Annotated in this window: 16 protein-coding genes; 8 read left to right on the top strand and 8 right to left on the bottom strand. The window is 68.8% G+C overall.

From position 1 onward, the window contains the following. The first annotated feature begins 6 nt into the window (after positions 1 to 6). Positions 7 to 618 (top strand): hypothetical protein, encoded by a 612-nt coding sequence (locus GVY64_RS00435; protein WP_236566512.1) that lies wholly within the window; start codon positions 7 to 9, stop codon positions 616 to 618. Positions 619 to 653: 35 nt separating this feature from the next. Here GVY64_RS00435 and ku read toward each other — a convergent pair whose 3' ends face one another. Both ku and GVY64_RS00425 read right to left on the bottom strand, forming a co-directional pair. Beyond that, the gene (gene ku / locus GVY64_RS00430; RefSeq protein ID WP_159837581.1) at positions 654 to 1634 is read right to left on the bottom strand and encodes a non-homologous end joining protein Ku; all 981 of its coding nucleotides are present in this window, start codon (positions 1632 to 1634) and stop codon (positions 654 to 656) included. Next, positions 1631 to 2800, bottom strand: a complete 1170-nt coding sequence (locus GVY64_RS00425; protein ID WP_159837579.1) for a lycopene cyclase family protein — start codon at positions 2798 to 2800, stop codon at positions 1631 to 1633. The genes ku and GVY64_RS00425 overlap by 4 nt, the downstream gene beginning before the upstream one ends. Before the next feature lie 448 nt (positions 2801 to 3248). Between GVY64_RS00425 and GVY64_RS00420 the strand changes: the two genes are divergently transcribed. Together GVY64_RS00420 and GVY64_RS00415 are read left to right on the top strand one after the other, a co-directional pair. Beyond that, on the top strand, positions 3249 to 5459 hold the full coding sequence (locus GVY64_RS00420; RefSeq protein WP_159837577.1) for an MMPL family transporter: 2211 nt from the start codon (positions 3249 to 3251) through the stop codon (positions 5457 to 5459). A 102-nt stretch (positions 5460 to 5561) separates the two neighbouring features. Further along, positions 5562 to 6359, top strand: a complete 798-nt coding sequence (locus GVY64_RS00415; RefSeq protein ID WP_159837575.1) for a hypothetical protein — start codon at positions 5562 to 5564, stop codon at positions 6357 to 6359. Between the two features lie 16 nt (positions 6360 to 6375). On the opposite strand, the gene GVY64_RS00410 is transcribed toward GVY64_RS00415, so the two are convergent. Continuing rightward, entirely contained in the window at positions 6376 to 7140 is a 765-nt protein-coding gene (locus GVY64_RS00410) for an SDR family oxidoreductase (RefSeq protein ID WP_159837573.1), read from the bottom strand. Positions 7141 to 7307: 167 nt separating this feature from the next. On the opposite strand from GVY64_RS00410, the gene GVY64_RS00405 reads away from it, so the two are divergent. Together GVY64_RS00405 and GVY64_RS00400 are read left to right on the top strand one after the other, a co-directional pair. Further along, entirely contained in the window at positions 7308 to 8939 is a 1632-nt protein-coding gene (locus GVY64_RS00405) for an ABC-F family ATP-binding cassette domain-containing protein (protein ID WP_159837571.1), read from the top strand. 81 nt (positions 8940 to 9020) lie between these two features. Continuing rightward, positions 9021 to 9251: a helix-turn-helix domain-containing protein gene (locus GVY64_RS00400; protein ID WP_159837569.1), complete on the top strand. Its 231-nt coding sequence runs from the start codon at positions 9021 to 9023 to the stop codon at positions 9249 to 9251. A 321-nt stretch (positions 9252 to 9572) separates the two neighbouring features. Here the strand turns inward: GVY64_RS00400 and GVY64_RS00395 are convergent, their stop codons facing one another. The 3 genes from GVY64_RS00395 to GVY64_RS00385 all read right to left on the bottom strand — a co-directional run bounded on the left by GVY64_RS00395 (position 9573) and on the right by GVY64_RS00385 (position 11879). Next, positions 9573 to 10502, bottom strand: coding sequence for a hypothetical protein (locus GVY64_RS00395; RefSeq protein WP_236566511.1), 930 nt, complete (start codon positions 10500 to 10502; stop codon positions 9573 to 9575). A 44-nt stretch (positions 10503 to 10546) separates the two neighbouring features. Further along, positions 10547 to 10930: a hypothetical protein gene (locus GVY64_RS00390; protein WP_236566510.1), complete on the bottom strand. Its 384-nt coding sequence runs from the start codon at positions 10928 to 10930 to the stop codon at positions 10547 to 10549. A 445-nt stretch (positions 10931 to 11375) separates the two neighbouring features. Beyond that, positions 11376 to 11879: a cupin domain-containing protein gene (locus GVY64_RS00385; RefSeq protein ID WP_159837563.1), complete on the bottom strand. Its 504-nt coding sequence runs from the start codon at positions 11877 to 11879 to the stop codon at positions 11376 to 11378. A 70-nt stretch (positions 11880 to 11949) separates the two neighbouring features. On the opposite strand from GVY64_RS00385, the gene GVY64_RS00380 reads away from it, so the two are divergent. Together GVY64_RS00380 and GVY64_RS00375 are read left to right on the top strand one after the other, a co-directional pair. Next, positions 11950 to 12456, top strand: coding sequence for a MarR family winged helix-turn-helix transcriptional regulator (locus GVY64_RS00380; protein WP_201297844.1), 507 nt, complete (start codon positions 11950 to 11952; stop codon positions 12454 to 12456). A 161-nt stretch (positions 12457 to 12617) separates the two neighbouring features. Then, on the top strand, positions 12618 to 13412 hold the full coding sequence (locus GVY64_RS00375) for a hypothetical protein (RefSeq protein WP_159837561.1): 795 nt from the start codon (positions 12618 to 12620) through the stop codon (positions 13410 to 13412). A gap of 1 nt (position 13413) precedes the next feature. Here the strand turns inward: GVY64_RS00375 and GVY64_RS00370 are convergent, their stop codons facing one another. Together GVY64_RS00370 and GVY64_RS00365 are read right to left on the bottom strand one after the other, a co-directional pair. Beyond that, positions 13414 to 13980: a TetR/AcrR family transcriptional regulator gene (locus GVY64_RS00370; protein WP_067801764.1), complete on the bottom strand. Its 567-nt coding sequence runs from the start codon at positions 13978 to 13980 to the stop codon at positions 13414 to 13416. 113 nt (positions 13981 to 14093) lie between these two features. After that, positions 14094 to 16913 (bottom strand): aconitate hydratase, encoded by a 2820-nt coding sequence (locus GVY64_RS00365; RefSeq protein WP_159837559.1) that lies wholly within the window; start codon positions 16911 to 16913, stop codon positions 14094 to 14096. A 286-nt stretch (positions 16914 to 17199) separates the two neighbouring features. Here GVY64_RS00365 and GVY64_RS00360 point away from each other — a divergent pair, with 286 nt between their 5' ends. Beyond that, positions 17200 to 17793, top strand: a complete 594-nt coding sequence (locus GVY64_RS00360; RefSeq protein ID WP_236566509.1) for an Rv1476 family membrane protein — start codon at positions 17200 to 17202, stop codon at positions 17791 to 17793. Positions 17794 to 17890: the final 97 nt, after the last annotated feature.

The raw sequence follows: 17890 nt of genomic DNA, 5'->3' as shown, positions 1-17890 counted from the left end.
GACGAGGTGACGTATCGGCGATCGCGCGTCGGGTTGCACGCGGTCGCGGAGTTGTTGATCGCTGGGCCGCAGTTCCGGGAGTTCGGCACTATCCGCTTGGGTGTCGTGCGGGGAGGCTTCGGGGGCGTGCGGTGGCCGGTCTCGGTTGTCGGAGAGGAATTGGTCTGGCCGGAAGGGCGGGTCCGGCTGGAGGGGACCTATCGAGAGGTCGCCATGGCTGCGGGTTTCGAACCGGGGCCGCCGGAGGGTGTGTACACGGACACCACGGGTGTAGACCCCGATGCGGCGATCGAGGTGGACTCCTCGGCGGCCGGGTTGATCGAAGACTGGCTCGCGGTAGGGGACAAGGCGTTGCGCTGCCTGGCTTCCAGCGTGACGCCGGTGCTGTGGCCGGAGCATTTCGATCTGTCGAGCACGCTCGACGAAGTGAACTACGGGGTTTCACCGGGAGACGACGCACATCCCGGCCCGTACGCCTATATCGGGCCGTGGACCCCACGAACCGGCGATTTCTGGAACGCGCCGTTCGGCGCGCTCAGGCCACGTGGCGCGGTGAACACCGTCGCGGCCCTGCTGGAGTTCTTCGAGGAGGGCAGGCAACTCGCGGCCCAGGGCTGACCTGCCGCCGCCCTGCGGTTCCGAGACCCCGGTTGTCAGGCGCCTTTGCGCGTCGGGGCCTTCTTGGCCGCCTTCTTCGCAGGCGTCTTCTTCGCCGCGCTCTTGGCGGCCGCGCTCTTGGACGCGCTGCTCTTGGACGCGGTGCTCTTGGCTGCGCTCTTGCCCCCGGCGCTCTTGGCCGCGGTCTTCTTCGCGGTCTTCTTCGGCTCGGCGCCGTCGCCACCCGCGGTCCGGCGTCCGCTCGCCTCCAGGCTGCGCTGCAGCGCGGCGACCAGGTCGACCACCTCGGCGTCCATCCCGCTGGGCGCGAGCTCCGGCTGCTCGGGCACTTTGCCGGTGCCGCTGGCGATCGCCTCGTCGAGCAGGCGCTTCAATTCGATCTGGTACTCGTCGGTGAACTGCTCCGGATCGAAGTCGTCGGACATGGCCTCGACCAGCGTCTCGGCCATCTTGATCTCCTGCGGCCTGGGGTCGGCGACCCCGTCGAGGGACTCGAAGTCGACCGAGCGGACTTCGTCCGGCCACAGCAGCGTCTGGACCACCAGAACGCCCTCACGGACGCGCAGCGCGGCCAGCCGCGTCTTCTGCCGCAGAGTGAAATACACCAGGGCGGTGCGCTCGATCTTCTCCAGGGTCCGCGCCAGCAGGACGTAAGCCTTCGGCGTGCTCGAATCAGGTTCCAGGTAGTAGCTCTTCTCGAACAGGATCGGGTCGATCTGCTCGGACGGGACGAACTGGAGCACCGGAATCTCATGCTTCTCGGCCACCGGCAGTTTCGCGAAGTCCTCGTCACTGAGGACGATCTTGTCGCCGTCCGGGGACTCGTAGGCCTTGTCGATCTCGGTGTACTGGACGGATTCACCGCACACGGTGCACACGCGCTCGTATTTGATCCGGCCTCCATCCTTGGCGTGCACCTGATGGAACCGGATGTCGTGGTCCTCGGTGGCGGTGTACACCTTCACCGGAACGTTCACCAGCCCGAATGCGATCGAGCCCTTCCAGATCGATCTCATACACCCATCATGGCCGAAGCCCCTCGACCTCGCGAGGGAACCGGAACCCCGAGTGTCGCGGCCACGACACGCCGCCGCAGCCGCCCCGGCAACGCCACGAAGAGCGCGCTCATCGCCGCGGCCGTGCCCGCGAGGTCGGTGCGGCCCGACAGATACGCGCGTTGCGTCGCCGGGGGCAGCGCGAAGAAGGTGTCGAAGAACAGCGGGAGATCCTCGGGCGGCAGCGCGAGCAGGGCGCGCAACCCGGCACCGCGCAGCCGGTGGACGACGCGTGCCGCGGCAGGCCAGACGTCTTGTCCCGCCGCCACGGCATCGGCCGAGGCCAGCGCGGCGCCGATGCTGTACCCGGTCGCCTGGTGCAGGAACCCGCCCGCCGCCCCGAACCTCCGCGGACCGGGACGGCCGCCCTGCACCGGGAATCGGACGTGTTCCACGGGCTCCTCGCCGGTGTATCGGATGCCCCTGGCGTCGAGCCGGTGCCGCAAGCGTGCGCGCAGTTGCGCACCGGTCAACGCAGGACGGCCGGCCAGACAGGTTTCCTCGAGCAGCATCCGCCTGTCGTCCAACGGGACGGCGTAGAGGAACGAGCGCGGCGCGCCGGGTGCGGCGCCGTTGTCCGGCCGCCAGTCCATGAACAGCGGGTCGAGTCCACCGCAGCGTTCCGCGTCCACGATGACGCCGTAGGCGGTCTGCTCGGCCCGGGCGGGCGAGCGAGCGAGTCCGCGCGCGTCGATCACCCTGGCGCCGGTGATCGACGCACCGGAAGCCAAGGTCACCCGTTCGGGAGCGATGTGGGCGGCGCGGTCGGTGAGGACGTTCGCGTCGGCCGGCGTCAGCGCGGTCTGCAATCGACCGGTGTCCAGCACGACGTACGGGCGGTCCACCTGGTACGCGCGCGTTCCCCATGCCAGCGGCCGGGGCACCGTGGCCGCGACGACCCCCGGCGCCAGCCACTCCGGCAGTTCGTCGGCCCACATCGCGTAGGTGGCCGTCCACCTGCGCTCCGGCGCGGGATCCACCACGGTGACCGTGAGTCCGCGCGCCACGGCGCGGTGTGCGAGGGCGCGACCGGCCGGGCCGAGACCGCAAACGACCAAGTCGGGTGTCACGTCACGGGCCCGAGATTTTGCGGGGATGCGATGCGAGGCATGGTGGGAGCCTCTCATCTGCGCACTCGACGCGGGTACCGCCCACACCGAAGGCGCGGAGGATCCGGCTTCGCGGTGCTCCCGAGTGCCGAGCTCGCGTGCCGGACCGTGACCGGCGCGGACCGGTGTCCAGACCGCAGCCGGTGACCACGAAGAGGGGGCGACTTCGACGCGCCCCGCGCGGCCGGTCGGTGTGGGCCGAGCCTCCCCGGTGGGGCAGTCGCGCCTCGGCAGCTCCGGTCGCGTCCAGGCCGTGTGCCGATGGAATGTGTTCGGGCTCACCGTAGTTTGTCGCGCGTTGCTAGGATGCCGGGGCGCTGGCGCACGCATCCGGCTCCGGTGCCGAGTGTCAGGTGTCGGCGCACCCGGTGCGCCGCGGATGGCGCGCCGGGCAGGTTGCCGACCGGCGACCGCTGGCGTCCGAGAGCGAAAGCGGCACGACCGGAACGAGTTAGGGGTAGACGGAGTGTTCGAACTGACCAGGCGGCGCAGCCGGTGGATCCTCGCCGTGTTCGTGGTGCTCGCACTGGCGATGGGCACGCTGAGCGCGACGCTGTTCGACAAAGTGCAGGGCGGCGGCTACATCGACCCCGACAGCGAATCGAGCCGGGCGGCCGCGGTGCTGCGCGACACCTTCGGCGAGGCCACCCCGAACTTCGTGCTGCTGGTGCAGACTCGCCGCTCGGTCGACGACGACGCCGCGGCCACCGCGGCGACGAACCTCGCCACCGAGCTGAAGTCGCAGACCGGCGTCGCGGGCGTCACGTCCTACTGGACCGACAAATCGCCCGCGCTGCGCAGCACCGACGGCACCAAGGGGCTGATCGTGGCCAGCATCCTCGGCGAGGAGGCCGAGGTGGACAAGCGGGTGGGCGACCTCGCCGACCGGTTCGGCGGCACGCACGGCCCGCTCGAGGTGCGGGTCGGCGGCTACGCGATGCTGCTGCACGAGACGGTGCAGCAGAGCGAGAAGGACGTCGTGCTCGGCGAATCCATCGCCTTTCCGATCACGCTGGTCGCCCTGCTGCTGGTCTTCGGTGGCCTGGTCGCGGCCAGCCTGCCGCTGGTGGTCGCGATGATCACGGTGATGATCACGATGGGCGCGCTGTGGCTGATCGCGAGCGTCACCGATCTCGCCGCCACCGCCACCAACGTCGCCACCCTGCTCGGGCTCGGCCTGGCGATCGACTACAGCCTGCTGATCATCAGCCGCTACCGCGACGAACTGGTCGCCGGTCAGCAGCCGGGCGCCGCGGTGGCCGCGACCATGCGCTCGGCGGGCCGGACCGTCCTGTTCTCCGCCGTCACCGTCGCGGTCGCCCTGTCGGGGCTGCTGTTCTTCCCGCTGCTGGCCGTGCGGTCGATGGGTTACGCGGGTCTGGCCGTCGCGGTGATCGCCGCGACGGTGTCGCTGACCGTGCTGCCCGCGATCCTGTTCCTGCTCGGCACCAAGATCGACAACGGCCAATTGTGGTGGTTCCTGCGCGCCGCCCGTCCCGCGCCCGGCGAGGGCGCCTGGCACCGCCTGGCGCGGTTCGTGATGATGCGGCCGGTGCCCATCGGCCTGGCGGTGACCGCCCTGCTGCTCGTGCTGGGCGCGCCGTTCCTCGGCGTCCAACTCGGCTTCCCCGACGAGCGGTCGCTGCCGGAGTCGATGAACAATCGCCAGGTCACCGAGACCATTCAGCGCGACTTCTCGGCCACCGAGCAGAACGGGCTGTTCGCAGTACTGCCGGAAAGCGCCTACAGCGCGGCCGGATTGGACGCCTACGCCCGGGAACTGTCCGAGATCGAGGACGTCCGCCGGGTCGACACCGCCACCGGCAGTTACAGCCACGGCGGGCTGCTCGCCGCGCCCACCGAGGCCAACGGCCGCTTCCGCGCCGCGAACGCCGCCTATCTCGCGGTGGTCCCGGACACCACCGACCCCACGGTGCTGGACCGGATCGCCGATGACGTGCGCGCGACGCCCGCCGCGTCGCCGGTGCTGGTCGGCGGCGTGGCCGCGGCCAACGCGGACGCGATCGGCTCGGTGATCTCGGCGCTGCCGTACGCGCTGGCCTTCGTCGTGCTGATCATGGTGGTGGTCTTGTTCCTGCTCACCGGCAGCGTCGTGCTCCCGCTGCTGGCGGTCGTGCTCAGCTTCCTGAGCCTCACCGCGACCTTCGGTGCGCTGGTCTGGATCTTCCAGGACGGGCACCTGTCCGGGCTGCTCGGTTTCACCGTCACCGGCGACTTGCCGCCGACGGTTCCGGTCATGCTGTTCGGCGTCGCGTTCGGTCTCGCCATGGACTATCAGGTGTTCCTGCTGGCACGCATTCGTGAGGAGTACCAGCGCACCCGATCCAACGCGCTGGCCGTCACCTCCGGGCTGGAGCGCATCGGCCGGATCGTCACGGCCGCGGCGGTCCTGATCTCGCTGGTCTTCCTCGGCTTCCTGGCCTCCGACATCACGTTCATGAAGGCGTTCGGCATCGGGCTGCCGCTCGCCGTCCTGGTGGACGCGACGCTCGTGCGTGGCTTCCTGCTGCCCGCGGCGATGGAATTGCTCGGCCACTGGAACTGGTACGCGCCCGGCCCGTTGCGCGCACTGCACCAGCGCTTCGGCATCGAAGAGGAGCCTGCCGCTACCGCGGTCGCGGGACGGGAGGACTGGCTTCAGCCCGCGCGGCTCTGAGGGCACCGACCGTACGCGCCCGATCCGGTAGGGTCGTTCCGGCACTTCCGGGGAGGCCCACACCGGGTGGGACGGCTGCGTGGAGTGTGGAGGGCGACCGCGATGACCTACCCGTCCGGTTCCGGATTCGGCAGCGGCCGAGCGGATTACGGGAAATCGGACGAGGCGCGGCCCGCGCCGGACTGGGGAAGCATGTCCCCGCCGAGCGCGTACCCCCTGCAGGCGTGGGAGGCGCCGCCCATGCCTCCGCCGCCCGAGCGCGGAGCCGGCGTGATCGTCGCGCTGGCGGTCGGCGTGGTCGCCGTGCTGGCGGCGGTCGTAATCGGCGTGTCGGCGCATTCGCGTGTGCCGGGGCACGCCAAGGCCGCGGCCACGTCCGCCGAGGCGACCACCCGCGCGGGTGGCGTCACGAGCACGCGACCCACGCCTGGCGGTACGCGCCCTTCGTCGGGAAGACTGAGCTACACGGAATACGCGAAGGACTGGGACTTCCGGTTCGATCGCGTCGAGTTACACGCCGACTGGGTCGACGGCCGTGATCACGCCGATTGCCATCCGATCGAAGCGGCGGGCAAGCTCACCGGTCTCGGCTGCGTCTACGCGGCGGAGCTGGTGTATCGCGCCGAGGGCGGCGCGCTCATGCTCACTCAGTTCGTCCTCGGCATGGCCGACCAGGGCAAGGCGGCCGCGGCGAAAGACCGGTTCACCGACGCGGACCTCACCCTGCGTCCCGGCACGTACATCAAGGGCTACGCGACCGGGAAGTGGAAGGACGGCAGCGAGAAGGAATTCGTGGTGGTGACGCTGGCGACGGCCACCGGCGCGGTCGACGCTGCGACCGTGGAGAAATACCTGCGCTACCGGCACGCCGACACGCTCGGCGCGCTGGCGTTCCGGTAGCGCCGCTCGTCGCCGGTCAGATACCGCCGGTGGAGAGCAATCCGCCGTCCACGCGCACCGTCTCGCCGGTGATCCACGCAGCCTCGTCCGAAACCAGGAATCCGATCAGGCGCGCCACATCCTCCGGGCTGCCCAACCGCTTCATCGGATACACGCTCGCGGCGCGGTCCTCGTCTGCCGAGTACAGCGCGTCGGCGAACTTGGTCTTGATCACGCCGGGGGCGACCGCGTTCACCCGGATCTTCGGCCCCAGCTGCCAGGCGAGTTCGCCGGTGAGATGAATCAGCGCCGACTTCGACGCGCCGTAGGCGGCGATCACGCCGGTCGAGCGGATGCCCGCCACACTGGCCACGTTGACCACGGCGCCGCCGTGGTCGCGCATCCACGCCTTGTACGCCTCCTGGATGTAGCCGAGAGCCGCGACCACGTTCACGTCGAAGATCTTGCGCACCGCGTCCAGGTCGGCGTCCATCAGGGCGCCGTAGACCGGGTTGATGCCGGTGTTGTTGATCAGCACGTCCAGCGAACCGAACTCCGTGACCGCGCGCTCGACCGCGGCCGCCCGATCCTCGGCGACACCCGAGTTGCCGGCCAGGGCGACGACCTGGCCCTGGTGACCCAGTTCGCGCAGCTGGGCGGCGGCCTCCTCCAGCGGATCCTTCTTCCGCGCGGTGATCAGCACGTTCGCGCCGCGGCCGAGCAATTCCGCCGCGACCGCCTTGCCGATGCCACGGCTGGCCCCCGTGACCAGAGCGCTCTTGCCCAATAGATCGGTACTCATGGCATCGCACGCTAGCGCAGCCGATCGGACGTGCCGTTACCGCCGTCACATGCGGGGAGCTGGGATGGGGCAGCACCACCGGCCCCAGGTAAAATCGGTGGTTCTTGTGCGCGTCGGGTCGCACAATCGAGCACGCGTCCAGCACCACGATCCGCGAGGAGAAGTTTGTGATCACCGCGACCGACCTGGAGGTCCGGGCCGGAGTCCGCACCCTGCTGTCCGCTCCGGGACCGGCGCTGCGGGTGCAGGCGGGCGACCGGATCGGGCTGGTCGGGCGCAACGGCGCGGGGAAGACCACCACGCTGCGCATCCTGGCCGGTGAGGGTGAGCCGTACGCCGGGAAGATCCTTCGCTCCAGCGACATCGGTTACCTGCCGCAGGATCCGCGCGAGGGCAATCTGGACGTGCTGGCTCGCGACCGGGTGCTGTCCGCCCGCGGCTTGGACACGCTGATCCGGGAGATGGAGAAGCAGCAGGCGCTGATGGCCGAGGTCGCCGACGACAAGGAGCGCGAGAAGGCCGTCCGCAAGTACGGCAGGCTCGAGGAGCGCTTCTCGGCGCTGGGCGGCTACGTCGCCGAGAGCGAGGCCGCGCGCATCTGCCACAGCCTCGGCCTGCCCGACCGGGTCCTCGGCCAGCCGTTGCGCACCCTCTCCGGTGGTCAGCGGCGCCGAATCGAATTGGCGCGCATCCTGTTCGCCGCTTCCGACGGCAGTGGCGGGCGCTCCGACACCATCCTGCTGCTGGACGAGCCGACCAACCATCTCGACGCCGACTCGATCACCTGGCTGCGTGGCTTCCTGCAGAATCACGACGGCGGACTGATCGTCATCAGCCACGACGTCGACCTGCTCGCCGACGTGGTGAACAAGGTGTGGTTCCTGGACGCGGTGCGCGGCGAGGCCGACGTCTACAACATGGGCTGGAAGAAGTACCTCGACGCGCGCGCGACCGACGAGCAGCGCAGGCGCCGTGAACGCGCGAACGCCGAGAAGAAGGCCAGTGCGCTGCGCGCCCAAGCGGCCAAGCTCGGCGCGAAGGCCACCAAAGCGACTGCGGCGCAGAACATGGCCAAGCGCGCCGATCGCCTGCTGGCCGAGCTCGACGACGTGCGCGTCGCCGACAAAGTCGCCCGGATCAAGTTCCCCGAGCCCGCTGCCTGCGGCAAGACTCCCCTGATGGCCGAGAACCTGACCAAGGTCTACGGCTCGTTGGAGATCTTCACCGGCGTCGACCTCGCGATCGACCGCGGCAGCCGGGTGGTCGTCCTCGGACTCAACGGCGCGGGCAAGACGACACTGCTGCGCCTGCTGGCCGGCGTCGAGCAGCCGACGGCGGGCGGGCTGGTGCCGGGGCACGGCCTGAAGGTCGGCTACTTCGCTCAGGAGCACGACACCCTGGACGACAACGCCACCGTGTGGGAGAACATCCGCCACGCCGCGCCGGACGCGGGCGAGCAGGATCTGCGCGGTCTGCTCGGCGCCTTCATGTTCTCCGGTCCGCAGCTCGAGCAGCCGGCGGGCACCCTGTCGGGTGGTGAGAAGACCCGGCTCGCGCTGGCCGGACTGGTCTCCTCGGCGGCGAACGTGCTGCTGCTGGACGAGCCGACGAACAACCTCGACCCGGTGTCGCGGGAGCAGGTGCTCGACGCCCTGCGCACTTACGCGGGCGCGGTGGTGCTGGTGACCCACGACCCCGGCGCAGCGGAGGCGCTGTCTCCGGAACGCGTGATCCTGCTTCCGGACGGGACAGAAGACCACTGGTCGGCCGAATATCTGGAACTTATTCAGCTTGCGTGAGTTTCATCACAGGAACCCGTTGATCACGGCCTGCTGAGTGCTTAGCCTGGAAAGACGCTGCTCGGCGACTCGGAGGAAGCCATGAGCGACAGGCCACAGAGCAAGGCCCCATTGGGTAAGGGCACACGCGTCACCGGGAAGTCACGCGACCGCCTACAAACCCAGCTGAAGAAGCAATACGAGGCGGGTGCGAGCATCCGGTCCTTGGCGCGGTCCACCGGCCGCTCCTACGGCTTCATCCACAACGTGCTGGTGGAGTCGCATGTGCAGCTCCGCAGCAGGGGTGGAGCCAATCGCCGCAAGGGGCAATAGCGCCGTCACGGCGAGCGGATTTTGCGCCGCGAGCAACCGTCGCACGGTGCACACCGGTGGCCGACGGAAGCGGCCTCGCGGTGCGGAGCCCGCTGTCGTGGACGATGGTCCGCCGTCGTTTCCTGCGGAACCGCCATCGCCGCCACCCGCGGGTCGGCGCGGACTCTGCCCGGGGTCGCGGGCGCAAGAGCAACCCCGGCAGGCCGGTGACGGTGTCGGCGCGTGCCCGGGCGGGCGCGGTAGATGTGCGGCCTCGAGGCGGTGAATGCCTCTCGGCTACCAGGGTTTCGGCTGGCTGCGGCGCGCGATGGGCGGTTGCGCTCAGTAGCCCGCCACCATGCCGTCGCCGTCCACCAGCAGGTTGGCCAGGCTGCGAAAGATCGGCAGTCCGGTTTTGATCTCCAGGTAGGCGAACTGGCCCTGTGGATTGACCTCGAGGAAGTAGTACTCGCCGTCGCGGCCGAGCCGAATGTCGAGGACGCCGAAGGACAATCCGAGCGCGCCCATCAGCGTGGCCAGCGACTTGCTCACCGAGGCGGGCAGATGGTCGGGCACGAAATCGACCGAGGTGTCCAGGCGCGAGTCGACCTTGCCGACGCCCGCCTGCGAGTCGATGCGCACGGTCCATTCGACCCCGTCGACCCACACCACGCGCAGATCGCAGGTGGCGTCGACGTAGTCCTGGAAGGTGGTCGGAGCCGAACGGATCGCAGCCAGTCTGCCGAAATCGTCCTTGGAGATGATCCTGGTCTCGGCGAACTCCGCCCGGCTGGTGCCCGTGCGCTTGTAAACGACGGGGCCGGGCCGGGATTCGACGAAGCTGCGCGCCTCGTCCGGATCATTGGTGATCAACGTCTCCGGTACCGCGAACCCGGCCCGCAACGCCGTCTCCAGTTGCACGATCTTGCGTGCCGCGGTGCGGTCGGCGCCCGGGTCGTTGACCCAGTAGGCCGGGATGGACCAGAGCAGGCCCTGGATGAATCCGTCGCACTCGGCCTGGCGAAAATCGTTGTCCGAGGCGCGGACACTCGCGGGCACCCGCGCCGGGTGCGGTCGTCGCCACCACACCGACCGGACATCGTCGAGACCGATCAGGTGCGACAGCGACCGCGTGGTGCCGAGCCGATCCAGCCGGAAGCTGCCGGACTCCCGGGGGAAATCCCGCAAGTCGAGGTGGATCGGGCCGAGCCCGTGGTGTTCTCGCAGGGTCGCCGCCATCGCGGTGGCGTGTAGATCATCGGATTCGGACACGATCAGGACCGAACCGCGCCGGCGTGCGGCCATCGACCTGCCGCTCAGTCGAGGCTGTCGCAGTTGATGCCGTCGTCGCTGCCGTTGATCGATTTGGTCTGGCAGTAGGTGTACGTCGCTCCGCCCGCGCCCGGGCAATCGACGAGTTGCAGCCGGTCGGCCCAGGTTTCGGTGAGCTGACGCAGCTGCTCGTCGCCGAGCGCCGCCGACGGTGACTCCGGAATGGTCATCGGCCGATCGACCAGATCGATGCGCAGCCTGCGGGTGAAATCGGCGGTGGCGCCGGCGCGGATGTCCACCAGCACCGGGCGGCCGTCCTGATCGGCGTGCGGTGCCGCGGAATCGATCACGCGCAGCACATCGGACCGACTGAAGGTCCACGTTCCCTCGGCGACGCGCACGCTGATCTGCCGGTCGGATTCCCCCACCAGCAAACCCTGGAGCGGAGGAACACGGTCAGCCTTCGGCGTCGAACCGGGAGGGTGGATTGCGTCGGTCATAGCCGTTTCTCCGATCTGCTCACGATTTGCCACGACCCCCGAGCGTGTGAGCGATCATATCGCGATGAGGGGCGCTATCGGCTCGGATCGCGAGATTTCCCAGCCCGTGGCAAACCGAATTCCGATCCAAAAGGGGCGAGCGCCGAAAGTTTTCCGGTAGGCTGGAAATACCTCCATCGCAATCAAGGAGCTAATCGCACGCGGTGCGCAGACGGTGTCCATAGCCCGATATTGGCGGCTGTGCATCTGTACATTCGCGCAGCTCGGTGGGTCGTGGCGACCTGGTGCGCACGACAGCGCACGTCTTCCACCGCGTCATGATCGGCTTGCCCGAATCCGGTTGCGCGCACGAGGATCCGAGCTTCGCCGAAAGTCAGCCCCGGTTCGCGTTGCGCTCCGCCCACCAGGCGGGAGCGTCGACGAAGTGGTTGTCGAACTCTTCCTGCGCGGCGGCGAGCTCGGCCATAGTGGATTCTCCCGCGGCGATCCGCTCCAGCAGCCGGAAGTACTCGAATCGCTGCACGCCCGGGGTGAGCGCGATGAGGACGCGCGCCGTGCTGCCGGCCGCGGCGCCGAAAGCGTGCGGCATGAATTTCGGGACAACGATCGACCCGCCCGCGCCGACGGTGACGATCCGGTCGCCGGCCAGCAGTTGCAGCTCCCCGTCGGCGACGTAGAAGAGCTCGTCGGAACGCGTGTGGTAGTGCGGCGCCGCGCCGTCCGCGCCGCGATCCATGCTGACCTCGAGTGTGCTCAGGCCGCCGCCCGCCTCCTCGGCGTCGATCAGCAGGCGCAGGGTGACCGACGTGGTGCGCAGAGTCTCCGCGTCCTGCGGCTGGCGGATCGCGACGTCCTTGCGGGCAGTGGGAGTGCTCATGGCAGGCTCCATTAATTCGATGGTTGATAATTCGCTAACAAACTATATCTTGCCGAATAGAATCTTGTCCATGACCGAGCGGAAGACCGACGCCGTGGACGCGATCGTGGCGCAGTGGGAACGGGAACGACCCGACCTCGATCTCGAGGCGATGGCCGTGGTCGGCCGGCTGGGCCGGCTGCTGGTGGTGGCCCAGCGGGAGATCGAAGCGGTGTTCGGCAAGCACGGCTTGCAACGCGGCGAGTTCGATGTGCTTGCCGCGCTACGCCGTTCGGGCGAGCCGTTCGAGCTCAACCCCTCGGCCCTCGCCGACACGTTGATGCTGTCGCGTGCGGGCATGACCGGACGGCTGGATCGCCTGGAGTCGGCGGGCCTGGTGCGGCGCGTGGCCGACGCGCACGACCGGCGGGCGGTGCGCGTCGCCCTGACCGAACCGGGGCGCGAACTGGTCGACACCGTGGTCACCGAGCACACCGCGAACGAGACCCGGCTGCTTTCGGTGCTCACCGCGAGCGAACGCCGGGAACTGGACCGCATCGCGCGAATCCTGCTGAGCAGCATGGAACCGGACGCGTAATCGCGATAGCTCCCGCATCCGTCTTCGTGCCGAATCGCGCTCTACATGGGAGAACTCATGCCCCGGTGAGGTAGCCCGATACTCGTGTCAGCGCGCCTCCTTCGGGTCTACCTTGAGATTCCGTGCCGAAGGGGTCGGCGCGGTTGTGCAAGGAGGACACGATGATCGACATCATCACGCTCCGCGGCACCGGCGAGCCGCGCAACTCCGGCGGAACGCCCGCGGGCATGCTGCACGACGTCACGAAACTACTCGACACCAGCAGGTTCAGCTGCTTCGAACCGGATTGGCCCGCTTCGGTCGGCCCCGTACCGGAGGCGTGGGGGCCTTCGCTGGAGACCTCGGTACGGCTCGGAGTCGCCGCAGGGGTGCAGGCGATCCAGGACTCGCCGAACGTCTGCGGTCTGCTGAGTTATTCGCTCGGCGGCATCTGCGCCAGCCGCATCCTGGAGGGTGTCCAGTCCGGGAAGTACAAGAACACCGACGGCACCCCGCTGGAAATCGCCTTCGTGGTGAACCTCGCCAACCCCCTGCGCCGCGCCGGGCAGTCGGTGGCGAATCTCTGCCCCGCGAACACATTCGGCTTGCACGGGCAGCGGGGCGCGTGGCCGGCCTCGGTGGCGGTCCGCGAGTACGCCAACCCCGGCGACATCATCACCGCGTCACCGGGCAATTCGCCGTTGCGCGTCATCGACGTGGGCATCTCGCCGTTCTCCTTCGTGGAAGGCGCCCGCGTCGGCGACGTCGCGCCGCTGATCTTCGCCGAACTACTCGAAGTCCTGCTGCGCGACCCGATCGCGAACCTCGCGCGCTACACCGCCGCGGTACGCGGTGTCATCGGCTATCTGACCCCGTGGCCCGACGGGCAGCACGTGCGCTATTCCGGACGGAACATGCCCGGAACGGACGTCCTGTGGACCACCCACGCGGCGGAGTACATCAACGCGACGTTCTGACTCACTGCTTGCGACGGACCGAGGCCTCGACCAAATCCAGCACGGCCGAGAGGTTCTCGTTGGTGTGCCCGGAGGCGATCCGGGCGATGAGTCCGTCGAGGACCAGGTCCAGGTAGCCGAGCAGGACATCGGTGGGCACGTCGTCGCGCAGCGCGCCCGCGGCCTTGCGGCGTTCCAGGCGGGCCAGGGTGGCGGCGGTGAGTTCGGCCGAACGCTGCGTCCAGCCCGCGCGGAACTCGGGATCGGTGCGCAGCCGTCGCGCGATCTCCAGACGCGTACCGAGCCAGTTGAACTGCTCCGGGTGCGCGAGCATGTCGCGCATCACCTGCACGATGCCCTGGTTGGCCGCGACGTCGGCCATGCGTTCGGCGTCCTCCTGAGCGAGGGCGAAGAACAGCGCGTCCTTGTCGCGGAAGTGGTGGAAAATGGCGCCCCTGGATAGCCCGATCTCCTCCTCGAGGCGGCGCACCGTGGCGCCGTCGTAGCCGTACTCGGCGAAGCAACGGCGTGCTCCGTCGAGAATCTGGCTGCGCCGGGCGGCGAGGTGATCGTCACTGACCTTGGGCACGGAATCCTCCAGTGGGGAAACACGGACCCCCGCATCGGCGGTCCACCGATGCGGGGGTTCTCGCGAACACTAGACCTCAGCGGCGCGGACGCGCGCCGCCGAAGGTGGCGCGATCAAGCACCGATCATGTTGCGCAGCACGTACTGCAGGATGCCGCCGTTGCGGTAGTAGTCCGCCTCACCGGGGGTGTCGATCCGCACCACCGCGTCGAAGGTGATCTTGTCACCGTTCTCCTTGGTGGCGGTGACCTTCAGCGTCTTCGGGGTGACACCCTCGTTGAGCTGGGTGATGCCCTCGATGTCGAAGGTCTCGGTGCCGTCCAGCTTCAGCGACGCGGCCGACTCGCCCGCCGGGAACTGCAGCGGGATGACGCCCATGCCGATGAGGTTGGAGCGGTGGATGCGCTCGAACGACTCGGTGATGACGGCCTTCACGCCCAGCAGGCTGGTGCCCTTGGCGGCCCAGTCGCGCGAGGATCCCGAACCGTACTCGTTGCCACCGAGCACGACCAGCGGAATGCCGGCGGCCTGGTAGTTCTGCGAGGCGTCGTAGATGAACGCCTGCGGGCCACCGGGCTGGGTGAAGTCGCGGGTGTAACCACCCGAGACGTCGTCGAGCAGCTGGTTGCGCAGCCGGATGTTGGCGAAGGTGCCGCGGATCATCACCTCGTGGTTGCCGCGGCGCGAGCCGTAGGAGTTGTAGTCCTTGCGCTCGACGCCGTTGGCCTCCAGGTACTGGGCGGCCGGGGTGCCGGGCTTGATGTTGCCCGCCGGGGAGATGTGGTCGGTGGTGACCGAGTCGCCGAGCAGCGCGAGCACCCGGGCGCCCTTGATGTCGGTGACCGGCTCCGGGGTCTGCGGCATGCCCTCGAAGTACGGAGGCTTGCGCACGTAGGTCGACTCGGCGTCCCACTCGAAGGTCTTGCCCTCCGGCGTGGGCAGGCTGCGCCAGCGCTCGTCGCCCCGGAACACGTCCTTGTAGTCCTCGAGGAACATGTCGCGGCTGATGACCCGGTCGATGGTGTCCTGGATCTCCTGCGGCGACGGCCAGATGTCCTTCAGGAAGACGTCGTTGCCCTCGGTGTCCTTGCCCAGCGGGTCGTTCTCGAAGTCGAAGTCCATGGTTCCCGCGAGCGCGTAGGCGATGACCAGCGGCGGGGAGGCCAGGTAGTTCATCTTCACGTCGGGGGAGATACGGCCTTCGAAGTTACGGTTGCCCGACAGCACCGCGGTGACGGTGAGGTCGTTGTCGTTGACCGCCTTGGAGATCTCCTCCGGCAGCGGCCCGGTGTTGCCGATGCAGGTGGCGCAGCCGAACGCGACCAGGTTGAAGCCCAGCTTGTCCAGGTACGGCCACAGACCGGCCTTCTCGTAGTAGCCGTTGACGACCTGCGAACCCGGCGCCATGGACGTCTTCACCCACGGCTTGCGGGCCAAGCCCTTCTCCACCGCGTTGCGGGCGAGCAGGGCCGCGCCGAGCATGACCGACGGGTTGGAGGTGTTGGTGCAGGAGGTGATCGAGGCCACCACGACGGCGCCGTGATCGAGCACGAAGTCGCCGTACTCCTCGCTGCGCACCGTCACCGGCTTGGACGGACGGCCCTCTGCGCCGTTGGCGGCCGACACCAGCGACTCGGCGCCGTCGTCGGCGAACGACAGCACCGCCGGGTCGCTCGCCGGGAAGGATTCCTCGACGGCCTCGTCCAGCTTGCTGTGCGGGGTGTCGGCCGCGGGGCCGCTCTCCGCGTCACTGGTGTAGTTGTGGATGTCCTTGCGGAACGCGATCTTCGACTCCGACAACAGGATCCGGTCCTGCGGGCGCTTCGGGCCCGCGATGGACGGCACCACGGTGCTCAGGTCCAGCTCGAGGTACTCGGAGTAGGCGGGCTCGGTGTCGGGATCGTGCCAGAGGCCCTGCTCCTTGGCGTAGGCCTCGACCAGCGCGACCTGCTCGTCGGAGCGGCCGGTCAGGCGCAGGTAGTCGACGGTCACGTCGTCGATCGGGAAAATCGCCGCGGTGGAACCGAATTCGGGGCTCATGTTGCCCAGGGTGGCGCGGTTGGCCAGCGGCACCTCGGCTACGCCCTTGCCGTAGAACTCGACGAACTTGCCGACCACGCCGTGCTTGCGCAGCATGTCGGTGACGGTGAGCACCACGTCGGTCGCGGTCACGCCCGGCTGGATCTCGCCGGTCAGCTTGAAGCCGACGACGCGCGGGATCAGCATCGAGACGGGCTGGCCCAGCATGGCCGCCTCGGCCTCGATGCCGCCGACGCCCCAGCCGAGCACGCCGAGGCCGTTGACCATGGTGGTGTGCGAGTCGGTGCCGACACAGGTGTCGGGGTAGGCCTGGCCGTTGCGGACCATGACGACGCGGGCCAGGTGCTCGATGTTGACCTGGTGCACGATGCCGGTGCTGGGCGGGACGACCTTGAAGTCGTCGAACGCGGTCTGGCCCCAGCGCAGGAACTGGTAACGCTCGCCGTTGCGCTGGTACTCGATGTCGACGTTGCGCTCGAAGGCGTCGGCGCGGCCGAAGACGTCGATGATGACGGAGTGGTCGATGACCATCTCGGCGGGGGCGAGCGGGTTCACCTTGTCCGGGTCGCCGCCCAGGGTGGCCACGGCCTCGCGCATCGTGGCCAGGTCGACGATGCACGGCACGCCGGTGAAGTCCTGCATGATGACGCGGGCGGGCGTGAACTGGATCTCGGTGTTCGGCTGCGCCGAGGGATCCCAGCTCGCGATGGCGCGAATGTGATCGGCGGTGATGTTGGCGCCGTCCTCGGTGCGGAGGAGGTTCTCCGCGAGGACCTTCAGTGCGTACGGGAGTTTCTCGGTGCCGGGCACGGCGTTGAGGCGGAAGATCTCGTAGGAGTTGCTTCCCACCTCGAGGGTGCCCTTGGCGCCGAAAGTATCGATACTTGTCGTCACGTCAGCTCCACTCGTCTGTGAGGGCGGCCACCGGCGGGGCTGTGCCGGCGGCCGAGTCTTCGGAGGTGCTCCGGCGCCGCTCGAGCGCCGGTTCCTCGCGCCTACGACCTTAACAGTACGCTTGTCCTGTGAAACACCAGGGGGCGGTTCGGCGTGCCGTGCGCGCGGGATGCGACACTCCGTCGCGTACTGTGCTTTCGAGCCAGCAAGGGGGGTCTTGCTCGCCCTGCAGTGTTGGATGCCCGTCGCTTCGGTTGCCGATGCGGCTCGACAGACCGGATGGAAGATGACCGCCCCGCACAACTCGGTTTTCACCCCCATGGCCGCCGAATTGCCGCCGAATGTCACCACCGACACCGTGCGCTCGCTCAACGCCGATCTGGCCGACGATCACGTCGCTACGCTGACCGGGAAGAACAAAGCGGAACTGGCGGCCATCGCCGCGGAGGCACGCTCGCAGGGAATTCCGTTGAGCATAGTGGTAGTCCCCGGCAATCCAGGACACGACTCGAGCCTACGCGACCTGGCCACCGAGGTGGGCAAGACGCAGCACGGCACCGTGGTCGTCTTCAGCGACGACTGGGTCGGCACCTACAGCGACTCGATCAGCCGCGTGCGGCTGGAATGGGCGGAGGACGCCGCCAAGGGCACGCAGGGACGGAGCGGAGAAGCCGCAAGTATTTTCGCGGCCCGCTTGGAGACGCCGGAGTCGATGTCCTGGACCGCGATCACCTGCGCGCTGCTGGGTGGGACGGTGGCGGTCATCGCGGGGTTGTACTGGGTCAAGACCCGGCGTGCGGGGGACGACGCGGGTTCGATGCGTACGGGTAGTGATCGGCGTGCCTCGGAGGGGGAATCGTCCGACGCCCGCACTCTCTGAGGTCGCGCGACGCCACTCGGGTGAGTCGCTTCGGCCGAGTCGGTTCTCGAGGCCGCGCGGATGCCGTAGCCGCGCCGCGTCCTGACGCCTGGGGTGA

It is taken from the genome of Nocardia sp. CY41 (genome assembly GCF_009829325.1).
Classification (GTDB): Bacteria; Actinomycetota; Actinomycetes; order Mycobacteriales; family Mycobacteriaceae; genus Nocardia.
This window is presented reverse-complemented; position numbering and strand designations above follow the sequence as displayed.